The following is a 19,572-nucleotide window of genomic DNA, read 5'->3' as shown; positions in this document are numbered from 1 at the left end:
GACGGCTGCCGCTCCAGGGGCCGTTCGCATTTTTTCCCGGAGGCGGTACGCAATAACAACAAGAAGCGAGGAAGGACGATGCGAAGGACTGTTCTGCCGTACCTGCTCTGCCTGTTCTGTCTGCCTGTTCATGCCGATTCCCAGGCGCTGCGCCAGCTGCATGAGCTGGACAGCCATAGTCGCCTGCTCTGTGCCAGCGCCATGCTGTACTTCGACCCGCGTGAACGTGATCCCGACCCACGCCTGCTCACCGCGGTGTTCCACCACCTCAACACTCTCGAGACCGACGCCCTGCAGCTGGGCCAGCCGGCGGAACTGATGCAGCCCCTGCTGGTGATGCAGGACCTGTTCCGCGAGCTGGACGGTCTGCCGCGCAGCCAGCGGCAGCGCTATCCGCAACTGGTCGTGAGGCTGCTTGAGCAGCGCCGCCAGCTGGGTGAAGCGGTGGCCCGCGAAGTCGGGCGCATGGGCGCGCCGGCGCAGGCATTTGGCGAGCAGAGCCGCGACCTGGCAGGCCTGCTGCTCGATCATCAGCTGCACCACTACCCACTACCGCAACGCGAGGGCTGGTTGCTGGCGGATGAGCAGCGGATGGCACTGGAGGGCGATATCGAACGGCGTTTCGACCGGCTGCTAGCCGAGCAACCGGCGCAGGCGGCCGCCCTGGGCAAGATTCGTGGCAGCTACCGCTTCGTACAGCGTCAGCTGCGTCAGGGCTCGGCGGAGGGTGGCGGCGCCGAGTTCTACCTCAGCCGCGCGGTGCTGGACCTGGATGAGCTGGCACTGGCGGCGGAGCAGGGCGCGCGCTGAAGAAGCGCCCGCGCGGCTACTTCTCCTTGCGCGCACCGCCGTGCTCGCTGCGCCAGGCCGCCGGCGGCATACCGAACTGGCCGATGAACCAGCGCGTGAATGAGCTGGGCATCGAATAGCCGAGCATGTCGGCGATGCGCCCGAGCGAGTAGTTGGGGTTCTCCAGGTAGCGCAGCACCAGGTCGCGGCGCACGCCATTGATCAGGTCGCTGAAGGTGGCCTGGTTCTCCTCCAGGCGTCGCTGCAGGGTGCGCACGTTCATGCCCATGGCCATGGCGATCTGCTCGATGGTGGCGCGGCCCATGGGCAGCAGCAGGTAGATGGCCTTGCGCACCTCGAACATCAGCGGCGTTTCCTGCTCGGCCGCCAGCGAGTCGAGGAAGCGCTGGGCGTAGCGCGCCATGGCCGGGTCGGCCTGCGGGTTGGGCACGTCGAAGTCGGCGGCGTGGCAGACGATGCCGTTGAACTCGCTGTTGAACTCCAGCTTCTGCCCGAGCACCCGGCGGTGTACCTGCAGGTCTTCCGGGGCCGGGTGGGTGAAGCACACGCTGATCGGCCGCCAGTGCGTGCCGAGCAGGGCCGCGCACAGCCGGTACATCACGCCGATGGCCAGCTCGTTGGCCTGGCGGCAGTTGAGGCTGGTGGTGGTGACCACTTCCTCGCGGATGATCACCATGCCGCCGGCTTCCTCGATGAAGATGGCCAGCGAATCGTTGAGCAGGTGGCGGTACTGCACCACCACCTGCAGGGCGTCGCGCAGGGTGCGCTGGTGGGTCAGCAGCAGGCTGACCGCGCCGAAGTCGGAGAGCTGGCGTGACTCGGCCATGCGCAGGCCGAGAGTCGGGCAGCCGCTGGCCACGGCCGACTCTTCCAGCAGGCGCACGGCGGCGTCGATCGGAATGCGGTGTTCAGGGTCCTGCAGCAGGGTCTTGCTGAGGCCCACATCGTTGAGCAGCGCCTGAGGCTTGAGTCCCAGATGCTGGGCCACCTCGAGGTAGTTGGTGAGTACCGCTGCGCGAACCAGTGTTGTCATTGTTCTAGTTCCTTCACAGACACGGCCGCTTGTGACGACCGTGGCGCATGATGCCGCAAGCCCGTGACCAGGGTCACGGGGCTGTCATGAAATGAAAAATCGGGTCCGCAGAGCTCAGATTAGCAGGGCTGCGGCGGGCGACTGCTCCGCGCCAAACACCTGGCCCGTCGAGCCATGTCATGAATTGCGAAATGGCTGACGCCTAATGTGAAGCGTCGCCGAGGTCGCGACCTCTACTGTCTGCTCAACCCGGCGCCCATGCGCCACGGAATCAACGGCAGTCAGGAGCCCGGCGTGGCCAGCAAAACATTCACCGTTCTCATCGTTCCCGGCCTGCGCGACCACGTCGCCGACCATTGGCAGACCCTGCTCGCCGCGCGCTTGCCCAACTGCCGCACGGTGCCGCCGCTGGAGCACGACAAGCTCGCTCTGGACGCCCGCGTCGCCGCCATCCAGAGCGAGCTGGAACGTATCGACGGGCCGGTGGTGCTGGTCGCCCACAGTGCTGGCGTGCTGATGACAGTGCACTGGGCTGCGCGTCACTCGCGGCCGATCCTCGGTGCGCTGCTGGTGACCCCGCCAGATATGAACCACGAATGGCCGCCGCAATATCCCAGCCCGCAGGTGCTCGAGGAAAACGGCTGGTCACCGCTGCCGCGCGGCCCGCTGCCATTCCCCAGCATCGTTGCGGCCAGCAGCAACGATCACCTGGCCAGCCTCGCCGCCGTGCATGCGATGGCCGACGACTGGGCCAGCAACCTGGTCGAGCTCGGCCCGGTCGGCCACCTCAACCCGGCCTCGGGTTTCGGCGAGTGGCCACAGGCCGAAGTGCTGATCAACGCACTGCTCGGCTGAACCCCACAGAACACGCAGCAGACCCGAACCGACAAGGAAGCCCAACCCCATCCGTAGCTGCGGCACTGGCCGCGGCTGCACATGCAGTAAGTCAACACAATGCGGAGCCAACGCAATGCACAACAATAAAAAGCAGCAGCGTCATCCCTTGCACAGAAGCCTGTTGGCCACGGCCATCATGCTGGCCTCGGTACCGGCCGCGCAGGCCTTCGAAGTCGACACCGGCCATCCCGACTGGTCCGTGCGCTTCGACAACACAGTGAAGTACAACTACGGTGTGCGCGCCGAGAGCGCCGATTCGCGCATGCTCGGCACGCCGAACAACAACGACGGCGACTACAACTTCCGCAAGGCCGGCACCAACATCACCAACCGCGTCGACCTGCTCACCGAGCTCGACGTGGTGTACCTGAACCGCATGGGCTTCCGTGTCAGCGCCGCCAGCTGGTACGACAAGGCTTACGACAACACAGGCTCCAACTCCAATCCCTTCGTCAACGGCAACGGCGCCACCTCCGGCCTGGCCGCCAACGACCCGCGTCTGGGTTATGGCGGCGCGCCCTTCGGTGCCAATGTCAGCAACGACAACGTCGGCAACGGCAGCGCGCACCTGAGCCGCTATGCCAAGCGCTACTACAGCGGCCCCTCCGGCGAGATTCTCGACGCCTTCGTGTTCTACAGCACCGAGATTGGCGATGAGTCGTTGTTCAGCGTCAAGGCCGGCCAGCACAACGTCTACTGGGGCGAGACCATCCTCAACCCGGTGCACTCGATGAGCTATGGCCAGTCCGGCCTGGACCTGGCCAAGCTGGCTTCGTCGCCCGGCACCGAGGCCAAGGAACTGTTCGTCCCGCGCAACCAGATTTCCACCTCGTTCACCGTCAATCCGGAGCTGACCATCGCGGCCCAGTATTTCTTCGACTGGAACGCCGCGCGCCTGCCGGAAGCCGGCACCTATTACGGCACCTCGGATCTGGTGGGCTTCGGCGCCCAGTCCTTCCTGCTGGGCAACACCAACGGCGCACCGGGCAACGATGCTCTGGGCAACCCGGCCTGCGGCCTGGCACCGTGCAGCGCGCTGACCAACGTGCGTCGCGGCGATGACCTGACCCCGAACGACAGTGGCGACTGGGGCGTCATGGCCAAGTGGTCGCCGCAGTGGCTGGACGGCACCCTGGGCGCTTACTACCGACGCACCTCCGACATCCTGCCGCAGGCCTGGTTGAACGCCAAAGGCATGACCATCCTCAACCCGGATGGCAGCATGCCGAGCGCCCCGGCGGCGCTGCGGGCCAACGTCAACCTGCTCAACTCGCTGAGCTCCACCACCTACCAGTTTGCCTACAGCGACGATATCGACATCTTCGGCCTGAGCCTGTCCAAGGATGTCGGCGGTATCAGCGTCGGCAGCGACCTGAACATCCGCCACAACATGCCGCTGGCCAGCATCCCGGCCATCCTCAGCTCGGACAGCCCGTTCGGCCTGGGCAACGGCTTCGGCCTGCTGCCGGCGCGTACCGCCGCCAGCGGCGTGGTGTATGGCAACCCGCACGACGGCGACAGCATGAGCGCCACCGGCGACACTCTGCACTGGACCATCAACGGCCTGATGACCATTGCCGACACCCCGCTGTTCGACTCGGCGACCCTGCTCGGCGAGCTGTACTACAGCAACCTGCTCAAGCTCGATGACGAGAACGAGGCGCTGTACAAGGGCGAAGACAGCTACCGCGGCATCGACAAGCCGACCCGCGACAACTGGGGCATCGCCGTCAACTTCACCCCGACCTGGTACCAGGTCTTCCCGGGCGTTGACCTGAGCGCGCCGATGTCGATCAACGTCGGCATCGACGGCGTCTCCCCGGTCGCCGCCGGTGGCGCAGAGGACACCGGCAACTATTCGATCGGTGTCGGCGCTGCGATCTACAACCAGTACTTCGTCGACCTCAAGTACGTCGACTCCTTCGGCGACTCCGACAAGTGCGAGGACAGTGGCTATAGCGCCCTGGCTGCCGATCCGAGTGGTGGCAGCGGCGATGGCTCGACTCCCAACGCCTTCAGCGCCAATGAGAACTACGCCTGCTACGCCGGCGGCTACTCCTCCTTCTCCGGCGGTGGTGCCACCGGCGAGGACCGCGGCGCCGTCTACCTGACCTTCAAAACCACTTTCTGATCCACGAATTGCCCAGCCTCTGAGCAGGAGAACAACAAGATGAAATTCGTGCATACCGTACTGGCCGCCTCACTCACCCTGGCCATCGTCGGCCAGGCCAGCGCCGCCGTTTCCGCCGATGAAGCGGCCAAGCTCGGCAGCAGCCTGACCCAGGTCGGCGCCGAAGTCTCCGGCAACGCCGATGGCTCGATTCCCGCCTATGCCGGTGGCCTGACCCAGGCTCCGGCGGCCTTCAAGGCCGGTGACAGCGTGCGTCCCGATCCCTTTGCCGGCGAGAAGCCGCTGGCGGTGATCGACGGCAAGAACGTCGAGCAGTACAAGGACCAGCTCAGCGCCACCACCGTGGAGCTGGCCAAGCGCTTCCCCAGCTTCCGCGTCGAGCTGTATCCGACCCACCGCACCGTGGCTATGCCCCAGGCAGTGCTGGACAACAGCGTGAAGAACGCCATCGGCGCCAAGGTGCTGGAGGGCGGCCTGGCCGTCGACAACGTGCTGCCGGGCGTGCCATTCCCGATCCCGCAGTCGGGCGCCGAGGCCATGTGGAACTTCCTGCTGCGCTACCAGGGCGTGACCATCAACTCCAAGTACGACTCCTGGAACGTCGACGCCGCCGGCGTGGCCAGCCTGGCCACCACCGGCCAGGCCTACATCAGCTACCCGATCTACCAGGACATGAACAAGCCGATCGGTGCGGCCGACACCTATTACCAGATGAAGCTTTACTACACCGGCCCGGCTCGCCGCGCCGGCGAAGCGATCATGCTGCGAGACGCCGCCAACCCGCTGCAGCAACCGCGCCGTGCCTGGCAGTACCTGCCGGGTGTGCGTCGGGTGAAGCTGGCGCCGAATCTTGCCTACGACACGCCAAACCCGGGCACCGCAGGCGCCGGCACCTATGACGACGTGTTCGTGTTCAACGGCGCGCTGGACCGCTTCGACTGGAAGCTGGTGGGCAAGCAGGAAATGATCGTGCCCTACAACACCTACCGCCTGACCTACGCCCCCGAGGCCAAGGCCATCACCACCCCCAACCACCTGGCACCGGACCTGGTGCGCTGGGAGAAGCACCGCGTCTGGGTAGTCGAGGGCACCCTCAAGCAGGGCGAGCGCCACATCTACGCCAAGCGCCGCTTCTACCTCGATGAGGACAGCTGGGTGGCTCTGGCTTCCGACCAGTACGACGCTCGTGGCCAGCTCTATCGCGGTTCCTTCGCCTTCCTCAGCCAGAGCTACGACAAGAGCGTGCCGGACTCCACGCCGTTCATGATCTACGACCTGGTCGGCGGCTCCTACAACATCAACGGCGTGGTCGGCCCGTACGGCGGCATCCGCTACATCGACGCCCTGGCCAAGTCGCAATGGGCACCGGAATCGCTGGCTGGCGCCGGTATCCGCTGAGTTTCGGGTCGCAGTTCCCGCCACCAGTACCCCCGGATTCCCCCTGGACGGATACGTCAGCCGTCCAGCGGTCGGGCCGGTGTGGTACGGCGGGAGATTGATCCGGCGCCGCCGGGCATGACACCCGTGCCCGCGGTGCAACCTTATTGCCGAGATTGACCATGATTGATTTCTACAGAGTCCTGTTCCCTCTGCTGGGCCTGCTGCTGGGCGCGCTGCCTGGTGGCGCACGGGGCGAGTTCATCGATGTGCTGGACCTGCCGGCGAGCAACAGTGCGCTGGCCGAGCGCGCGCCGCTCAACGATGTGGCGCACAGCGGCGAAGGCCTGGTAGCGGTAGGCCAGCGCGGCCATATCCTCTATTCCGGCGTCAGTGGCGAGCTGTGGCAGCAGGCGCGGGTGCCGGTCAGCAGTGACCTCACTGCGGTTTATTTTCCCTGCCGGCGAGCGGGCTGGGCGGTGGGGCATGATGGCGTGATCCTGCATAGCGACGATGCTGGCGTCAGCTGGAACAAGCAGCTCGACGGCCGCCAGATCGGCGCGCTGATGCAGCAGCACTACGCGGCGCTAGCCGCCGCCGAGCCGGCCAGCGAAGAGTGGGCGACACGCCTGGCCGAGGCCCAGCGGATGGTCGAGGAGGGCGCCGACAAGGCGCTGCTCGATGTCTGGTTCGCCAACGATCAGCTGGGCTACGCCGTCGGCGTGTTCGGCCTGATCCTGCGTACCGAGGATGGGGGCCGTCACTGGCAGCCATTCGGCGAGCGCACCGACAACCCCCAGGGCCTGCACCTGAACGCCATCAGCGCGGTCGACGGCGTGCCCTACATCGCCGGCGAGCAGGGCCTGCTGCTGCGCTGGGACGAGGCGCAACAGCGCTTCACCTCCCTGCAGACCCCCTACAGCGGCAGCTTCTTCGGCGTCATCGGCCAGGGGCGCGAGCTGCTGGTCTACGGCCTGCGCGGCCATGTGTGGCGCAGCACCGACGGCGGTGCCAACTGGAGTGCACTGGATAGCGGCCTGCAGAGCAGCATCACCGCCGCCTTGCTGGACGGTGCCGGGCGTTACCACCTGTTCAGCCAGGCTGGCCATGCGCTGCGCAGCACGGCGGACGGCAGTGCGCTGGAGCTGTTGCCGCAGAGCGACCTGGCGCCGGTCACTGGCGCCGGTTTCGCCAGCGACCAGGACCTGGTGCTGGTCGGCAGCCGCGGTATGCGCACCCAGCGCCTGCCTTAACGAGATCAACGAGAAGCCATCATGGGCAACATCAAACAAGACAGCATGCCGGTGATCCGCGACCTGCGCGATTTCGACCGCAACAGCGGCAATTTCCTCGAGCGCCTGCTGTTCAATCATCGTCTCTGCTTCATCGCCATCATCGCCGGGCTCTCCGTGCTGTTCGGCTACATGGCGCTGACCCGCCTGGAGCTGCGCCCCAGCTTCGAGAAGATGCTGCCGCAGAGCCAGCCCTACATCCGCAACTTCCTCGACAACCGCGACCAGTTGCGCGGCCTGGGCAACTCGGTGCGGGTGGTGGTGGAGAACCGCGACGGCGACATCTTCGACCCGGCCTACCTGGCCGTGCTCAAGCAGGTCAGCGACGAGCTGTTCCTCACCCCGGGCGTGGACCGCGCCTGGCTGCGCTCGCTGTGGGCGCCCAGCGTGCGCTGGACCGAGGTGACGGAGGAGGGCTTCCAGGGTGGCACAGTGATGCCCGATGGCTACGACGGCAGCCAGCCGAGCATCGAGCAGCTGCGGCAGAACATTGGCCGCGCCGGCATCGTCGGCAGCCTGGTGGCCAACGACTTCAAGTCGAGCATGCTGGTGGTGCCGCTGCTGGACAAGGACTCGGCCACCGGCCATGGCATCGACTACTACACCTTCGCCCAGACCCTCGACGAGCTGCGCAGCAAGGTCGAAGGCCTGAATGTCGGCGCCGACGGCGAGGGCTCCTACAAGGTGCGGGTGATCGGCTTCGCCAAGCTGGTCGGCGACCTGATCGACGGCCTGCTGCAGGTCATGGCCTTCTTCGCCCTGGCGGTGGTCGCCGCCTTCGCCATCATCCTGCTGTATACCCGCTGCCTGCGCAGCACCCTGCTGGTGATCGGCTGTTCGCTGCTGGCGGTGGTCTGGCAGCTGGGCATCGTCGCCTGGCTGGGTTACGCCATCGACCCTTACTCGGTGCTGGTGCCGTTCCTGATCTTCGCCATCGGCGTGTCCCACGCGGCGCAGAAGATGAACGGCATCATGCAGGACATCGCCCGCGGCACCCACCGGCTGATCGCCGCGCGTTACACCTTCCGCCGCCTGTTCCTCGCCGGTGTCACCGCGCTGCTGGCCGATGCCGTGGGCTTCGCCGTGCTGATGCTGATCGACATCCCGGTGATCCAGGACCTGGCCATCGCAGCCAGCATCGGCGTGGCCGTGCTGGTATTCACCAGCCTGCTGCTGATGCCGGTGGCGCTGTCCTATGTCGGCGTCGGTGCCAAGGCTGCCGAGCGCGCCCTGCGCATCGACGACCAGGGCAAGCAGCACCGTGGCTTCGGCCGTATCTGGGATTGCCTGAACCGCTTCACCACGTCGAAGTGGGCCACTGGCGCCGTGCTGTTGGCGGCCGTACTCGGCCTGGCCGGCTTCGCCGTGAGCCTGCAACTGAAGATCGGCGACCTCGACCGCGGCGCCCCGGAGCTGCGCGCCGACTCGCGCTACAACCTCGACAACGCCTACATCACCAGCCACTTCGCGCTATCCAGTGACCTGTTCGCGGTGATGATCAAGACCGGCCCCGAAGGCTGCCTGAACTACCGCACGCTGGTGCTGGCCGACCGCCTGGCCTGGGAGCTGCAGCAGCATCCGGGCGTGCAGACCACCATGTCGCTGGTCAATGCGGTGCGCCAGATCACCGCCGGCTCCTTCGAGGGCAACCCGAAGATGGCCAGCCTGCAGCGCAACCAGGACGTGCTCAACTACGCCGCCCAGCAGGCCTCGGTGAATGCGCCCGAGCTGTTCAACACGCAGTGCTCGCTGATGCCGGTGATCGCCTTCCTCAAGGATCACAAGGCCGAGACCCTGGACGGCGTGGTGGCCATCGCCGAGCGCTTCGCCAAGGAGAACAGCACCGAGGATCGCCAGTTCCTGCTGGCTGCCGGCAGCGCCGGAATCGAGGCAGCGACGAATCTGGTGGTGCGCGAGGCCAACCGCAGCATGCTGCTGTATGTGTACCTGGCGGTGGCAGTGTTCTGCCTGATCACCTTCCGCAGCTGGCGCGCCATGTTGGTGGCTCTGCTGCCGCTGGTGCTCACCTCGGTGCTGTGCGAGGCGCTGATGGTGGCCATGGGCATCGGCGTGAAGGTGGCGACCCTGCCGGTGATCGCCCTCGGCGTGGGCATCGGCGTGGACTACGCGCTGTACCTGCTCAGCGTGCAGCTGCACTACCAGCGCCAGGGCCGCAGCCTGGGCGACGCCTACCGCAGCGCAGTGTCCTTCACCGGAAGGGTGGTGGCGCTGGTTGGCATCACCCTGGCTGCCGGTGTGGTGTGCTGGGCCTGGTCACCGATCAAGTTCCAGGCCGACATGGGCGTGCTGCTGACCTTCATGCTGCTGTGGAACATGCTCGGTGCGCTGATCCTGATCCCGGCGCTGTCGCATTTCCTGCTGCGCAACGTCGGCCAGAAGCCGCGCACCTCGATCATCGGCTGGCCGTTCGGGCGCACCGCGTCCGCCGGGCGTGGCGAGGTGCAGGAGGAGCAGCGCCGGGTGGCAGGGCACTAGTCGCCCTGCCGCGGGCGTACGCAGTCGCTTGAGCAGGCGCTAGGGAATCTGCCGTTTCGACGGAATTTTCACCTGGCGTCGACAACAATTCGCGTTTGCTCAACCGACTCAGGACGCCCTTCGTCATGCATTCCATGGACGCCCGACTGCAGCCGAGCCTGCGCAGTCATCTCGCTTTCACCCTCGCCTGTACGCTACTTCTGCTGCTGATGTTCTCGGCCCTGCGCCTGGCTTTGCTGCAGCACAACTCCGAACTGATCGGCGACACCTCCAGCAGTGACCTGCTGGAGGCCTTCTTCAACGGTGCGCGCTTCGACCTGCGCGTGGTGGTCTATATCGTCGCGCCGCTGCTGCTGTCGCTGCTCAGCCTGCGGGCGATGGCGGCGCGGCGTGCTCATGTGGTGTGGCTGAGCATCGCCGCCAGCATCGCCCTGCTGCTCGGCATCACCGAGATGGACTTCTATCGCGAGTTCCACCAGCGCCTCAACAGCCTGGTGTTCCAGTACATGGAAGAGGACCTGGGCACCGTCTCCAGCATGCTCTGGAACGGCTTCCCGGTGGCCCGCTACCTGCTGGCCTGGGCCCTGGGTACGCTGGCGATGGTCATGCTGTTCAACTGGATCGAACACATCACCCGGCCGCGCCAGGCCCGCCCGGTCATGGCCTGGTACAAGCGCTTCGCGGTGTTCTTCATCTGCCTGCTGTTGGCGGTGATCGCCGCGCGCGGCACCCTCAAGCAGGGCCCGCCACTGCGCTGGGGCGACGCCTATACCACCGATTCGATCTTCGCCAACCACCTCGGCCTGAACGGCATCCTGACCCTGTTCGATGCCGCCGAGAACAGCTTCTCCGACCACCGCGACAACGCCTGGAAATCCACCATGCCGGACGCCGAGGCGCTGCCGGTAGTGCGTCAGATGCTGCTCGGCGCGAACGATGTACTGGTGGACGAGGGCAGCGCCGCGGTGCGCCGCGACTTCACCCCGCCGCAAAGTGGTGTGCTGCCGGCCAAGCATGTGGTGGTGATCCTCATGGAGAGCTTCGCCGGGCGCTGGGTCGGCGCGCTGGGCAGCGATGCCGACATCACGCCGAATTTCGACCGCCTGAGCCAGGAGGGGCTGCTGTTCACCCGTTTCTTCTCCAACGGCACCCACACCCACCAGGGCATGTTCGCCACCATGGCCTGCTTCCCCAACCTGCCGAGCTTCGAGTACCTGATGCGCATGCCCGAGGGCAGCCACCAGTTCTCCGGCCTGCCGCAGCAGCTCAGCGCCCGCGGCTACGACGACCTGTACGTCTACAACGGCAACTTCCAGTGGGATAACCAGTCCGGCTTCTTCAGCAACCAGGGCATGCGCAACTTCATCGGCCGCGAGGATTTCGTCGACCCGGTGTTCATCGATCCGACCTGGGGCGTGTCCGACCAGGACATGTTCGACCGCGCCGCCGTCGAACTGGACAAGCTGGACCCGAACAAGCCGTTCTATGCACTGCTGCAGACCCTATCCAACCACACCCCCTACGCGCTGCCGGAGCAGCTGCCGGTGGCGCCGGTGACCGACCGTGGCTCGCACAACGAGCACCTCACCGCCATGCGCTACTCCGACTGGGCGCTGGGGCAGTTCTTCGAGAAAGCCAAGAAGTCGCCGTACTACAAGGACACCCTGTTCGTGATCGTCGGCGACCACGGTTTCGGTAGCCCGGAGCAGCTCACCGAGATGGACCTGTACCGCCACAACGTGCCGCTGCTGTTGATCGGCCCGGGTGTGCGCGAGCAGTTCGGCGAGCGGCGCGACACCGTCGGCACGCAGATCGACGTGGTGCCGACCATCATGGGCCGCCTCGGTGGCAGCACCCGCCACCAGTGCTGGGGGCGTGACCTGCTCAGCCTGCCGCAAGGCGACCAGGGCTTCGGCGTGATCAAGCCGTCGGGCAGCGACCAGACGGTAGCCATCGTCGATGGCGACAGGATCCTGGTGCAGCCCAAGGACATGCCGGCCAAGCTGTATCGCTACCAGCTGGCCGAGCGCAAGGTCGAGGTGTTGCAGGGCGATGCACAGCAGCCGGAGCTGCAGAAGCGCCTGGAAGCCTTCCTCCAGGTTGCTACCCAGAGCCTGCTGCGCAACACCACCGGCGTGCGTGATGCGGCAGGAGCGGCGGCGCGCAAGGAGTAAGACCTAGGTGACCGCGCCGCGCTGGAACTGGCGCGGCGTCACGCCTTTCCAGCGCTTGAAGGCGTGGATGAAGTTGGAGACTTCGCCGTAGCCCAGGCGCTCGGCGATCTCTTCCAGCGTCAGCCCGCCGGTGGCCAGCAGTTCCTCGGCCAGGGCCTGGCGTACCTCATCCAGCAGCAGGCGGAAGTTGCTGCCGTCCTCGTCCAGGCGCCGGCGCAGGGTGCGCGAGCTCATGTGCAGGCTGGCGGCCACCTGTTCCATGTCCGGCAGCCGGCCGGGGCGCGCCAGCAGCAGGGCGCGAATGCGTCCGGCCAGGCCGTCGTCCTGGCTGCGCTTGGCCAGCAGGCGCTGGCACTGTTCCTCGCACAGCTGCGCGGCTTGCGGATGGGCACCGGCCAGCGGCAGGTCGAGCAGGTGGCGGGGGAAGACGAAGCGGTTGTGCGCCTGCGCGAAGCGCGGCAGCTGGCCGATTTCCCCGAGGTAGGGCGCCGGGTCCGCCGGCTCCGGCAGGCGCAGTTCCACCCGCAGGATCGGCAGGTCGCGCTGCCACAGCTCACGCAGCACCTGGAGCATGCCGGAGAGGTCACGCTCGAGCAGGAAGCCGCGCAGGTCCTCGGGCACGTCGTGGTCGTCGAGCAGCAGGTGTACTTCTTCGTCCTGCTCCTCCAGGCGCATGCCGTGGAAGGCGTAGGTCAGGTCGAGGTAGCGCAGGCCCAGGCTGGCGGCGGCGCGGAAGGTCGGACTGGCCAGCAGGGCGAAGCCCCAGATGCCATAGCTGTTGAGGCGGTAGCGGCGGCCCAGCGCCAGGCCCAGGCCTGTGCGGTTGTCACAGGCCTGCACCAGGTTGCGCACCAGGCGCAGTTCCTGCTCGGCGTCCACCTCGGCGCCGGGGTCGGCCAGCAGGCCCCAGTCCAGGCCTGTGCCCTGCAGGCAGACGTCCAGGCTCAGGCCCAGGTCCAGACCGTACTGGGTGAGGAGTTGCACGCTGACGGCGCTGCGACGGGGGCGGGCCATGCTTTGTCCGAAAGTCACAATTTATTGGCCGACTATGCCATAAACCAGGCTGTGGCGAGTGGGTAGCATCCGTTCATCCGCAATACTGGCGGCTCACGGAGATAACAATGAACAACAACACTCCCGAGCAGGCGCCCCTGCGCGCGCTGATCATCGGTGCCGGCTTCGCCGGCCTCGGCCTGGCCATGCTGCTGCGCAGGCAGGGCCATGACGATTTCCTGATCCTCGAGCAGGGCGCCGAGCCCGGCGGCACCTGGCGGGACAACCATTACCCCGGCGCAGCCTGCGACGTGCCCTCGCACCTGTATTCCTTCTCCTTCGAGCCCAAGCTCGACTGGAGCCGGCGCTACGCGCCACAGCCGGAAATCTTCGCCTACGTGCGCCAGTGCATCGACAACCACCAGCTGGCGCCACGTATCCGCTGCAACAGCGAGGTGGCCGAGGCCAGGTTCGACGAGGCGGCTGCCCTGTGGCGGGTCACCACCACCGATGGCGCCGAGTTCAGCGCGCGGGCCCTGGTCAGCGCCTGTGGCCAGCTCAACCGGCTGCTGTATCCCAAGCTGCCGGGGCTGGAGCGCTTCGCTGGCGAGAGCTTCCATTCGGCGCGCTGGCGCCATGATGTCGATCTCGCCGGCAAGCGCGTGGCGGTGATCGGCACCGGTGCCAGCGCCATTCAGTTTGTGCCGCAGATCGTGCCCAAGGTCGCTCGCCTGCACCTGTTCCAGCGCACCCCGGCCTATGTCATGGCCAAGCCTGATCGCCCGTACAGCCGCTTCGAGCTGGCGCTGATGAAGCGCTGGCCATGGACGCAGAAGATCGACCGCGCCTGGCAGTACTGCTTCCACGAGGTGCGCGGCGTGGCGTTCTTCCTCTGGCCCTGGGTGATGAAGCTGCAGCGCATACTGGTGCTGCGCCACCTGACCCGCGAGGTGCCAGAGGCCGGGCTGCGGGCGCAGCTGACCCCGGACTACCCGTTGGGCTGCAAGCGCATCCTGATCAGCAACGACTATTACCCGGCGCTGCGCCAGCCGCAGGTCGAGGTGGTGAACGAGGCAATCCGCGAGGTGACCGAGCGTGGCATCGTCACCGCCGATGGCGTGGAGCGCGAGCTGGACGTTCTTATCTATGGCACCGGCTTCGCCGCCAGCGACTTCCTCGCGCCGATGCGCATCCGCGGCCTCGGCGGCCTGGACCTCAACCAGGCCTGGCGTGACGGTGCCGAGGCCTACAAGGGCATCAGCATCAGTGGCTTCCCCAACCTGTTCGTCCTCTACGGGCCGAACACCAACCTGGGCCACAACTCGATCATCTACATGCTCGAGAGCCAGTTCCCCTACGTGCTCGACTGCCTGGCCAAGCTGGACGAGGGCGTGCGCTACCTGGACGTGCGCCGCCACGTGCAGGACGCCTGGAACCGCCAGGTGCAGCACGACATCGGTCAGTCGGTATGGGAGCAGGGCTGCAGCAGCTGGTACAAGAACGCCGCCGGCAAGCACACCAACAACTGGGCCGGCTTCACCTTCAGCTACCGCAACCACACCCGCCGGCCGCAGTGGAGCGACTATGAACTGGTCCGTTGAGCTACCTGCAGCGAGCACCGGCCAGCGTCTGCTCACCGCCATGCTGCGCGCCAGCACGCGCCTGGTGTTCCGCACCGGCATGCATCCGTGGCTGCCGCCGAGCGTGCAGCGCCGGGTGCTGCGCCTGGCCACCCTGAGCGCGCCACGGGCGAGAGGGGTGAGCATCGAGACTGGGCAGCTCGGCGGCGTGCCCTGTGAATGGTTGTGCTCTTCGCGGGACAACGGTTGGGTGTTGCTCTATCTGCATGGCGGCGCCTTCATGGTCGGTTCGCCGCAGACCCATCGTGCGATCACCACCTGCCTGGCCGCGCACAGCGGTGCACGGATCTGCGCCCTGGATTACCGCCTGGCGCCCGAGCATCCCTGGCCGGCAGCTGCCGACGATGCCTTGGCCGCCTACCGCGCACTGCTGGAGCAGGGCCAACCGGCCGAGCGCATCGTCATCGCCGGCGATTCGGCCGGCGGCCAGTTGACCCTGAGCACGGCGCTGCGCCTGCGTGACGCCGGGCTGCCGCTGCCGGCGGCGCTGGTCTGCTTCTCGCCGGTCACCGATCTGAGCGGCGCCACCTGGCACGAACCACCGGCCGGCGACCCGCTGCTCAGCGGCGCCTGGCTGGAGCAGGGCGTCGCTGCCTATTGCCCGTCGGGCGTGGATCGCGGTGCGCCGCTGCTGTCGCCGCTGAATACCGACCTGTCCGGCCTGCCGCCGCTGCTGGTGCAGGTCGGCGAGGACGAACACCTGCTGAGCCAGAGCCTGCGCCTGCGTGACAGCGCCGGGCTGGACCTGCGCCTGGAGGTCTATCCCGGGCAGTGGCATGTGTTCCAGATCAATTGCGCCTTGTTGCAGGTGGCCAGGCTGGCCATGCAGCGTGTCGTCGAGTTTCTGCAGGAGAAGGGCTGTCGATGAACACCATCCTGATCACCGGTGCCGCTTCCGGCATCGGCGCCGCCAGTGCGCGGCTGTTTCATGCTCGTGGCTGGACCGTGGGTCTGCTGGATATCGATCACCGTGCCTTGTCCGCATTGTCTGCCGAGCTGGGCGGCGTGTGGCATGCCGAACTGGACGTCACCGACGCCGGCGCGGTGCGCGAGGCGTTGCAGGACTTCTGCGGCCAGCATGGCGGGCGCCTGCGCGTGCTATTCAACTCGGCCGGGGTTCTGCGCTTCGGCCTGTTCGAGGAGATCAGTCTGGAGGAGCATGCGCGCATCCTGCAGATCAACGTGCTCGGCCTGTTGCAGGTGACCCATGCAGCCTTTCCCTATCTCAAGGGATCGCCGGGTGCGCAGGTGATCAACATGGGCTCGGCCTCCGGCCTGTACGGCACGCCGCACATGGTCAGCTACTCGGCCTCCAAGTTCGCCGTGCGCGGTATGACCGAGGCGCTGGAGCTGGAGTGGCGGCGCCACGGCATTCATGTCGGCGACCTGATGCCCCCGTTCGTCGCCACACCCATGGTCGACAGCCAGTCCTTCACGCCACCGGCATTGCGCCGTATGGGCGTCAACCTGGGCGCGGATGATATTGCCGCGGCGCTATGGCGGCAGGTCGAGCGGCCCAGGGTGCACCGACCGATCCACTGGCTGTTCCGCCTTATGTATGCCGCAGGGCAAATGTCGCCTCCATCGATCAGCCGGCTGCTGATGGGCTGGCTCAGCCGCGACTGAGCCGCCCGTCGCCGAGGGCGCGGCCAGCGGTCAGTGTTGCAGCAGGGTGACTGAGCAGACGCTACCCTGAACAGACGGCGGTGCCGGCCAGCGTTCCTGTGGCCAGCCGCCTGCGGGCTTCAGCCTGCGCATGACAGATCAGGCAGGTCCTGCCTGGTTCTCGGGCGGCACCGTGCGGTGCCGCATGGCCGCCGAGCCTTCGGTGGCTGCGGTCGATCCATCGCCTGAGAGGAGGTCGTTTATGAGCACAGCCTTCCAAGATGATGTCAGCAACAATGTTCTGCGCCGCATGAAAGAGGGTGGTTTCGACTTCGCCCGCGTCCATCCCATCGAGTTCTACGCCATCTTCCCGAATGAGGATCGGGCCAGAGAGGCGGCAAGACAGTTTCGCGGCGAATCACTGAACGCTCAGGTCAGCGTCCGCGAGGACGGTGCCTGGCACCTGCAGGTGAGCAAGGTGATGTACGCCACCCACGCCGGCATCGGCGATTTCGAGCAGGACCTGGAGGCGCTGGTAGTGCCGCTGGGCGGTGTAATGGACGGCTGGGGCGTGACCCAGGAAGTCCGTCTCGACGCTCATCTCGCCAGTCGGCTCTGAGCGCTGTGATACCGGCCAACCGCGTGGTTGGCCGGCTCCCGATCAAACCCCTATGTGAATCAGGCCGCGGTGCGCTTTTGTAGCGCCTCGAGGTAGCCGATCACGTCTGGCGCGCCGGCCTGGCGCAGGCCCTCGCCGAGGGCGTTGGCTTCGGGCGAGTCCTTGGGCAGCAGGAGAAACTCCGGGGCGTTCGGATAGCGCAGCAGCGACAGGCGCGCATAGGGCAGGCCGTGGTCGAGCAGCAGGCTCATGAAGGCCGGTTCGCTCCAGGCCTGCACCGGCATGGCCGTCATGTGGTAAAGCCGGCGCAGTTCGGCCAGGCCGCTGGCGCTCAGGCGATAGCGAACCAGCTCGGCCGGCAGGGTTACTTCCAGGCCACGCAGGCGGGCGTAGGCGATGGCGCAGGCGAACTCCTCGCCATGCTGTTCGCCGCCCCAGAACATGCGCTCGCCATACCAGCTTGCCTGGCGCAGCTCCACCGCCTCGGCGGCGAGGAAGCGCGGCATGGCATTGCTGATGGTCTTGAGGAAATCCTTGTAGCTGATGATGCGTGCGCAGCGGCCCAGCGCGCTGCCGGCCAGCTCTTCGAAGCTGGCCAGGGTGTCATCGAGGCGCGGCGGGGCGCTGCACAGGCCGTCGATCTGGCGCAGGTCGAAATCATCGAGGTGCTGCACTTCGCGCTCGACCACCTGCATCAACACGGCGCGGGCGGCGGCCTTGTCTTCCTGCACGGGGCCGGAGAGGGCGTCGCGTGGCAGGTCGACCAGGCGTTGCAGGGGCGGGCCGGCTTGCCACCAGACGCTCGGCGCAGGTATCGGCAGTCCCATGAATGGCAGGCGCAGCGCACGAGCTCGTTCGAACACCAGGCGCGGCACACGGCCACTCAGGCCCAGGCGCTGAGCCAGGGCCGAAAGGCGCGACGCGATGCTGGTAGGGGATTCGGACAAACTCATGACCCGCAGGATGCTCCCGGTACTACCGTCTCAGTGTGGCAGAGCGATGGCTGCGCTGCATCATTGCGATACGGGTCCGCGGCGGAGAGGGCCTGCGCCTGTGGCAGAATGGTGCCATTCATTGTCGAGGGTGCCTCCATGCCCAGCCTGGTGCTGGATATCGCTTTGCCTGCGGAACGCTTCCTGGCCGTATACCAGGGGCGCGCCAACCGGGTTCTGCTGTTCAGCCGCGACGGCCGCAAGGTCAGTCTGCCGGCCCATCATCTGCGTCCATTCCTGCGCCACGACGGCATCAATGGCGTGTTCGAGCTCGAATTCAGCACGGCCGGAGAGCTGCTCGACCTGCGTCAGCTGCAATAAGTGCTTAAACGGAGCTCCTTATTACTCCCTTGCCTCGCCTGAGGCTAGTGGCGGCGGCTATAATCGCGCCCTGCTTCCCACTGCCACCCTTATCCGAGCCGATCCGCCCATGTACGACCTGGCCCGCGCGCTGCTGTTCCGTCTTGCCCCCGAAACCTCCCACGAGCTGTCCATCGACCTGATCGGTGCTGGCGGTCGCATGGGCCTCAATGGCCTGCTGTGCAAGGCGCCGAGCCAATTGCCGGTGCAGGTGATGGGCCTGGAATTCCCCAACCCGGTCGGCCTGGCTGCCGGCCTGGACAAGAATGGCGACGCCATCGATGGCTTCGCCCAGCTCGGTTTCGGCTTCGTCGAGATCGGCACCGTGACCCCGCGTCCGCAGCCGGGCAATCCGAAGCCGCGGCTGTTCCGCCTGCCGGAAGCCACCGCGATCATCAATCGCATGGGCTTCAACAACCATGGCGTCGATCACCTGCTGGCCCGGGTCGCCGCGGCCAAGTACAAGGGCGTGCTGGGCATCAACATCGGCAAGAACTTCGACACCCCGGTCGAGCGTGCGGTGGATGACTACCTGATCGGCCTGGACAAGGTCTATGCCCACGCCAGCTACGTCACCGTCAACGTCAGCTCGCCGAACACCCCCGGCCTGCGCAGCCTGCAGTTCGGCGACCAGCTCAAGCAGCTGCTCGAAGCGCTGCGCCAGCGCCAGGAAGACCTGGCCGCACAGCACGGCAAGCGCGTGCCGCTGGCGATCAAGATCGCCCCGGACATGAGCGACGAGGAGACCGTGCAGGTGGCCCAGGCGCTGGTCGAGACCGGCATGGACGCGGTGATCGCGACCAACACCACCCTCGGCCGCGAGGGCGTGGAGAACCTGCCGTTCGGTAACGAGGCCGGTGGCCTGTCCGGTGCGCCGGTGCGCGACAAGAGTACCCACACCGTGCGCGTGCTGGCCGGCGAGCTCAAGGGCCGTCTGCCGATCATCGCCGTGGGCGGTATCACCGAGGGCGCGCACGCGGCCGAGAAGATCGCGGCCGGCGCGAGTCTGGTGCAGATCTATTCCGGGTTCATCTACAAGGGACCGGCGCTGATTCGCGAGGCAGTGGACGCCATCGCCGCATTGCCGAAGAAGAACTGAGGCAATAAAAAAGGGCCCCGGAGGGGCCCTCGGGCTCTCGCCCACCGCCCGGAT

16 protein-coding genes are annotated in these 19,572 nt (G+C 66.7%); 13 read left to right on the top strand and 3 right to left on the bottom strand.

Features of this window, described 5'->3' with window-relative positions; all coding sequences use genetic code 11:
* Positions 1–78: 78 nt before the first annotated feature.
* Positions 79–810 carry a hypothetical protein gene (locus tag PTT45_RS14215; protein WP_273814034.1) on the top strand — a complete coding sequence of 244 codons (732 nt, stop codon included), beginning with the start codon at positions 79–81 and terminating at the stop codon, positions 808–810.
* A 16-nt stretch (positions 811–826) separates the two neighbouring features.
* Here the strand turns inward: PTT45_RS14215 and PTT45_RS14210 are convergent, their stop codons facing one another.
* Positions 827–1,843, bottom strand: a complete 1,017-nt coding sequence (locus PTT45_RS14210; RefSeq protein WP_273814033.1) for an AraC family transcriptional regulator — start codon at positions 1,841–1,843, stop codon at positions 827–829.
* Positions 1,844–2,137: 294 nt separating this feature from the next.
* Between PTT45_RS14210 and PTT45_RS14205 the strand changes: the two genes are divergently transcribed.
* From PTT45_RS14205 to PTT45_RS14180, 6 genes are all read left to right on the top strand, one after another.
* Positions 2,138–2,698, top strand: coding sequence for an RBBP9/YdeN family alpha/beta hydrolase (locus PTT45_RS14205; protein ID WP_273814032.1), 561 nt, complete (start codon positions 2,138–2,140; stop codon positions 2,696–2,698).
* 115 nt (positions 2,699–2,813) lie between these two features.
* Positions 2,814–4,871 (top strand): DUF1302 domain-containing protein, encoded by a 2,058-nt coding sequence (locus tag PTT45_RS14200; protein ID WP_273814030.1) that lies wholly within the window; start codon positions 2,814–2,816, stop codon positions 4,869–4,871.
* 39 nt (positions 4,872–4,910) lie between these two features.
* A complete protein-coding gene (locus PTT45_RS14195; RefSeq protein ID WP_273814028.1) occupies positions 4,911–6,269 on the top strand; it encodes a DUF1329 domain-containing protein in 1,359 nt (452 codons plus the stop codon).
* A gap of 161 nt (positions 6,270–6,430) precedes the next feature.
* Positions 6,431–7,501 (top strand): WD40/YVTN/BNR-like repeat-containing protein, encoded by a 1,071-nt coding sequence (locus PTT45_RS14190; RefSeq protein ID WP_273814026.1) that lies wholly within the window; start codon positions 6,431–6,433, stop codon positions 7,499–7,501.
* A gap of 21 nt (positions 7,502–7,522) precedes the next feature.
* Positions 7,523–10,036, top strand: a complete 2,514-nt coding sequence (locus PTT45_RS14185; RefSeq protein WP_273814025.1) for an efflux RND transporter permease subunit — start codon at positions 7,523–7,525, stop codon at positions 10,034–10,036.
* A 125-nt stretch (positions 10,037–10,161) separates the two neighbouring features.
* Positions 10,162–12,210, top strand: a complete 2,049-nt coding sequence (locus tag PTT45_RS14180) for an LTA synthase family protein (protein ID WP_273814024.1) — start codon at positions 10,162–10,164, stop codon at positions 12,208–12,210.
* Between the two features lie 3 nt (positions 12,211–12,213).
* On the opposite strand, the gene PTT45_RS14175 is transcribed toward PTT45_RS14180, so the two are convergent.
* A complete protein-coding gene (locus PTT45_RS14175; protein WP_273814022.1) occupies positions 12,214–13,224 on the bottom strand; it encodes an AraC family transcriptional regulator in 1,011 nt (336 codons plus the stop codon).
* A 107-nt stretch (positions 13,225–13,331) separates the two neighbouring features.
* Here PTT45_RS14175 and PTT45_RS14170 point away from each other — a divergent pair, with 107 nt between their 5' ends.
* The 4 genes from PTT45_RS14170 to PTT45_RS14155 all read left to right on the top strand — a co-directional run bounded on the left by PTT45_RS14170 (position 13,332) and on the right by PTT45_RS14155 (position 17,067).
* Positions 13,332–14,804 (top strand): flavin-containing monooxygenase, encoded by a 1,473-nt coding sequence (locus PTT45_RS14170; protein ID WP_273814019.1) that lies wholly within the window; start codon positions 13,332–13,334, stop codon positions 14,802–14,804.
* Positions 14,788–15,711, top strand: coding sequence for an alpha/beta hydrolase (locus PTT45_RS14165; RefSeq protein ID WP_273814017.1), 924 nt, complete (start codon positions 14,788–14,790; stop codon positions 15,709–15,711). Before PTT45_RS14170 ends, PTT45_RS14165 begins: the two co-directional genes overlap by 17 nt.
* Entirely contained in the window at positions 15,708–16,469 is a 762-nt protein-coding gene (locus PTT45_RS14160; RefSeq protein WP_273814016.1) for an SDR family oxidoreductase, read from the top strand. Before PTT45_RS14165 ends, PTT45_RS14160 begins: the two co-directional genes overlap by 4 nt.
* Positions 16,470–16,710: 241 nt before the next feature.
* Entirely contained in the window at positions 16,711–17,067 is a 357-nt protein-coding gene (locus PTT45_RS14155) for a ribonuclease E inhibitor RraB (protein WP_273814014.1), read from the top strand.
* Positions 17,068–17,126: 59 nt separating this feature from the next.
* On the opposite strand, the gene PTT45_RS14150 is transcribed toward PTT45_RS14155, so the two are convergent.
* Positions 17,127–18,020 carry a DUF6685 family protein gene (locus tag PTT45_RS14150; RefSeq protein ID WP_273814013.1) on the bottom strand — a complete coding sequence of 298 codons (894 nt, stop codon included), beginning with the start codon at positions 18,018–18,020 and terminating at the stop codon, positions 17,127–17,129.
* Between the two features lie 138 nt (positions 18,021–18,158).
* Here PTT45_RS14150 and PTT45_RS14145 point away from each other — a divergent pair, with 138 nt between their 5' ends.
* On the top strand, positions 18,159–18,380 hold the full coding sequence (locus PTT45_RS14145; protein ID WP_273814262.1) for a DUF2835 domain-containing protein: 222 nt from the start codon (positions 18,159–18,161) through the stop codon (positions 18,378–18,380).
* A 109-nt stretch (positions 18,381–18,489) separates the two neighbouring features.
* The gene (locus PTT45_RS14140) at positions 18,490–19,518 is read left to right on the top strand and encodes a quinone-dependent dihydroorotate dehydrogenase (RefSeq protein ID WP_273814011.1); all 1,029 of its coding nucleotides are present in this window, start codon (positions 18,490–18,492) and stop codon (positions 19,516–19,518) included.
* Positions 19,519–19,572 lie beyond the last annotated feature (54 nt).

The organism is Pseudomonas sp. Gutcm_11s (genome assembly GCF_028649395.1).
Taxonomy (GTDB): Bacteria; Pseudomonadota; Gammaproteobacteria; order Pseudomonadales; family Pseudomonadaceae; genus Aquipseudomonas.
The sequence above is the reverse complement of the archived record's forward strand: the minus strand, read 5'-3'. Positions and strand labels throughout refer to the sequence as shown.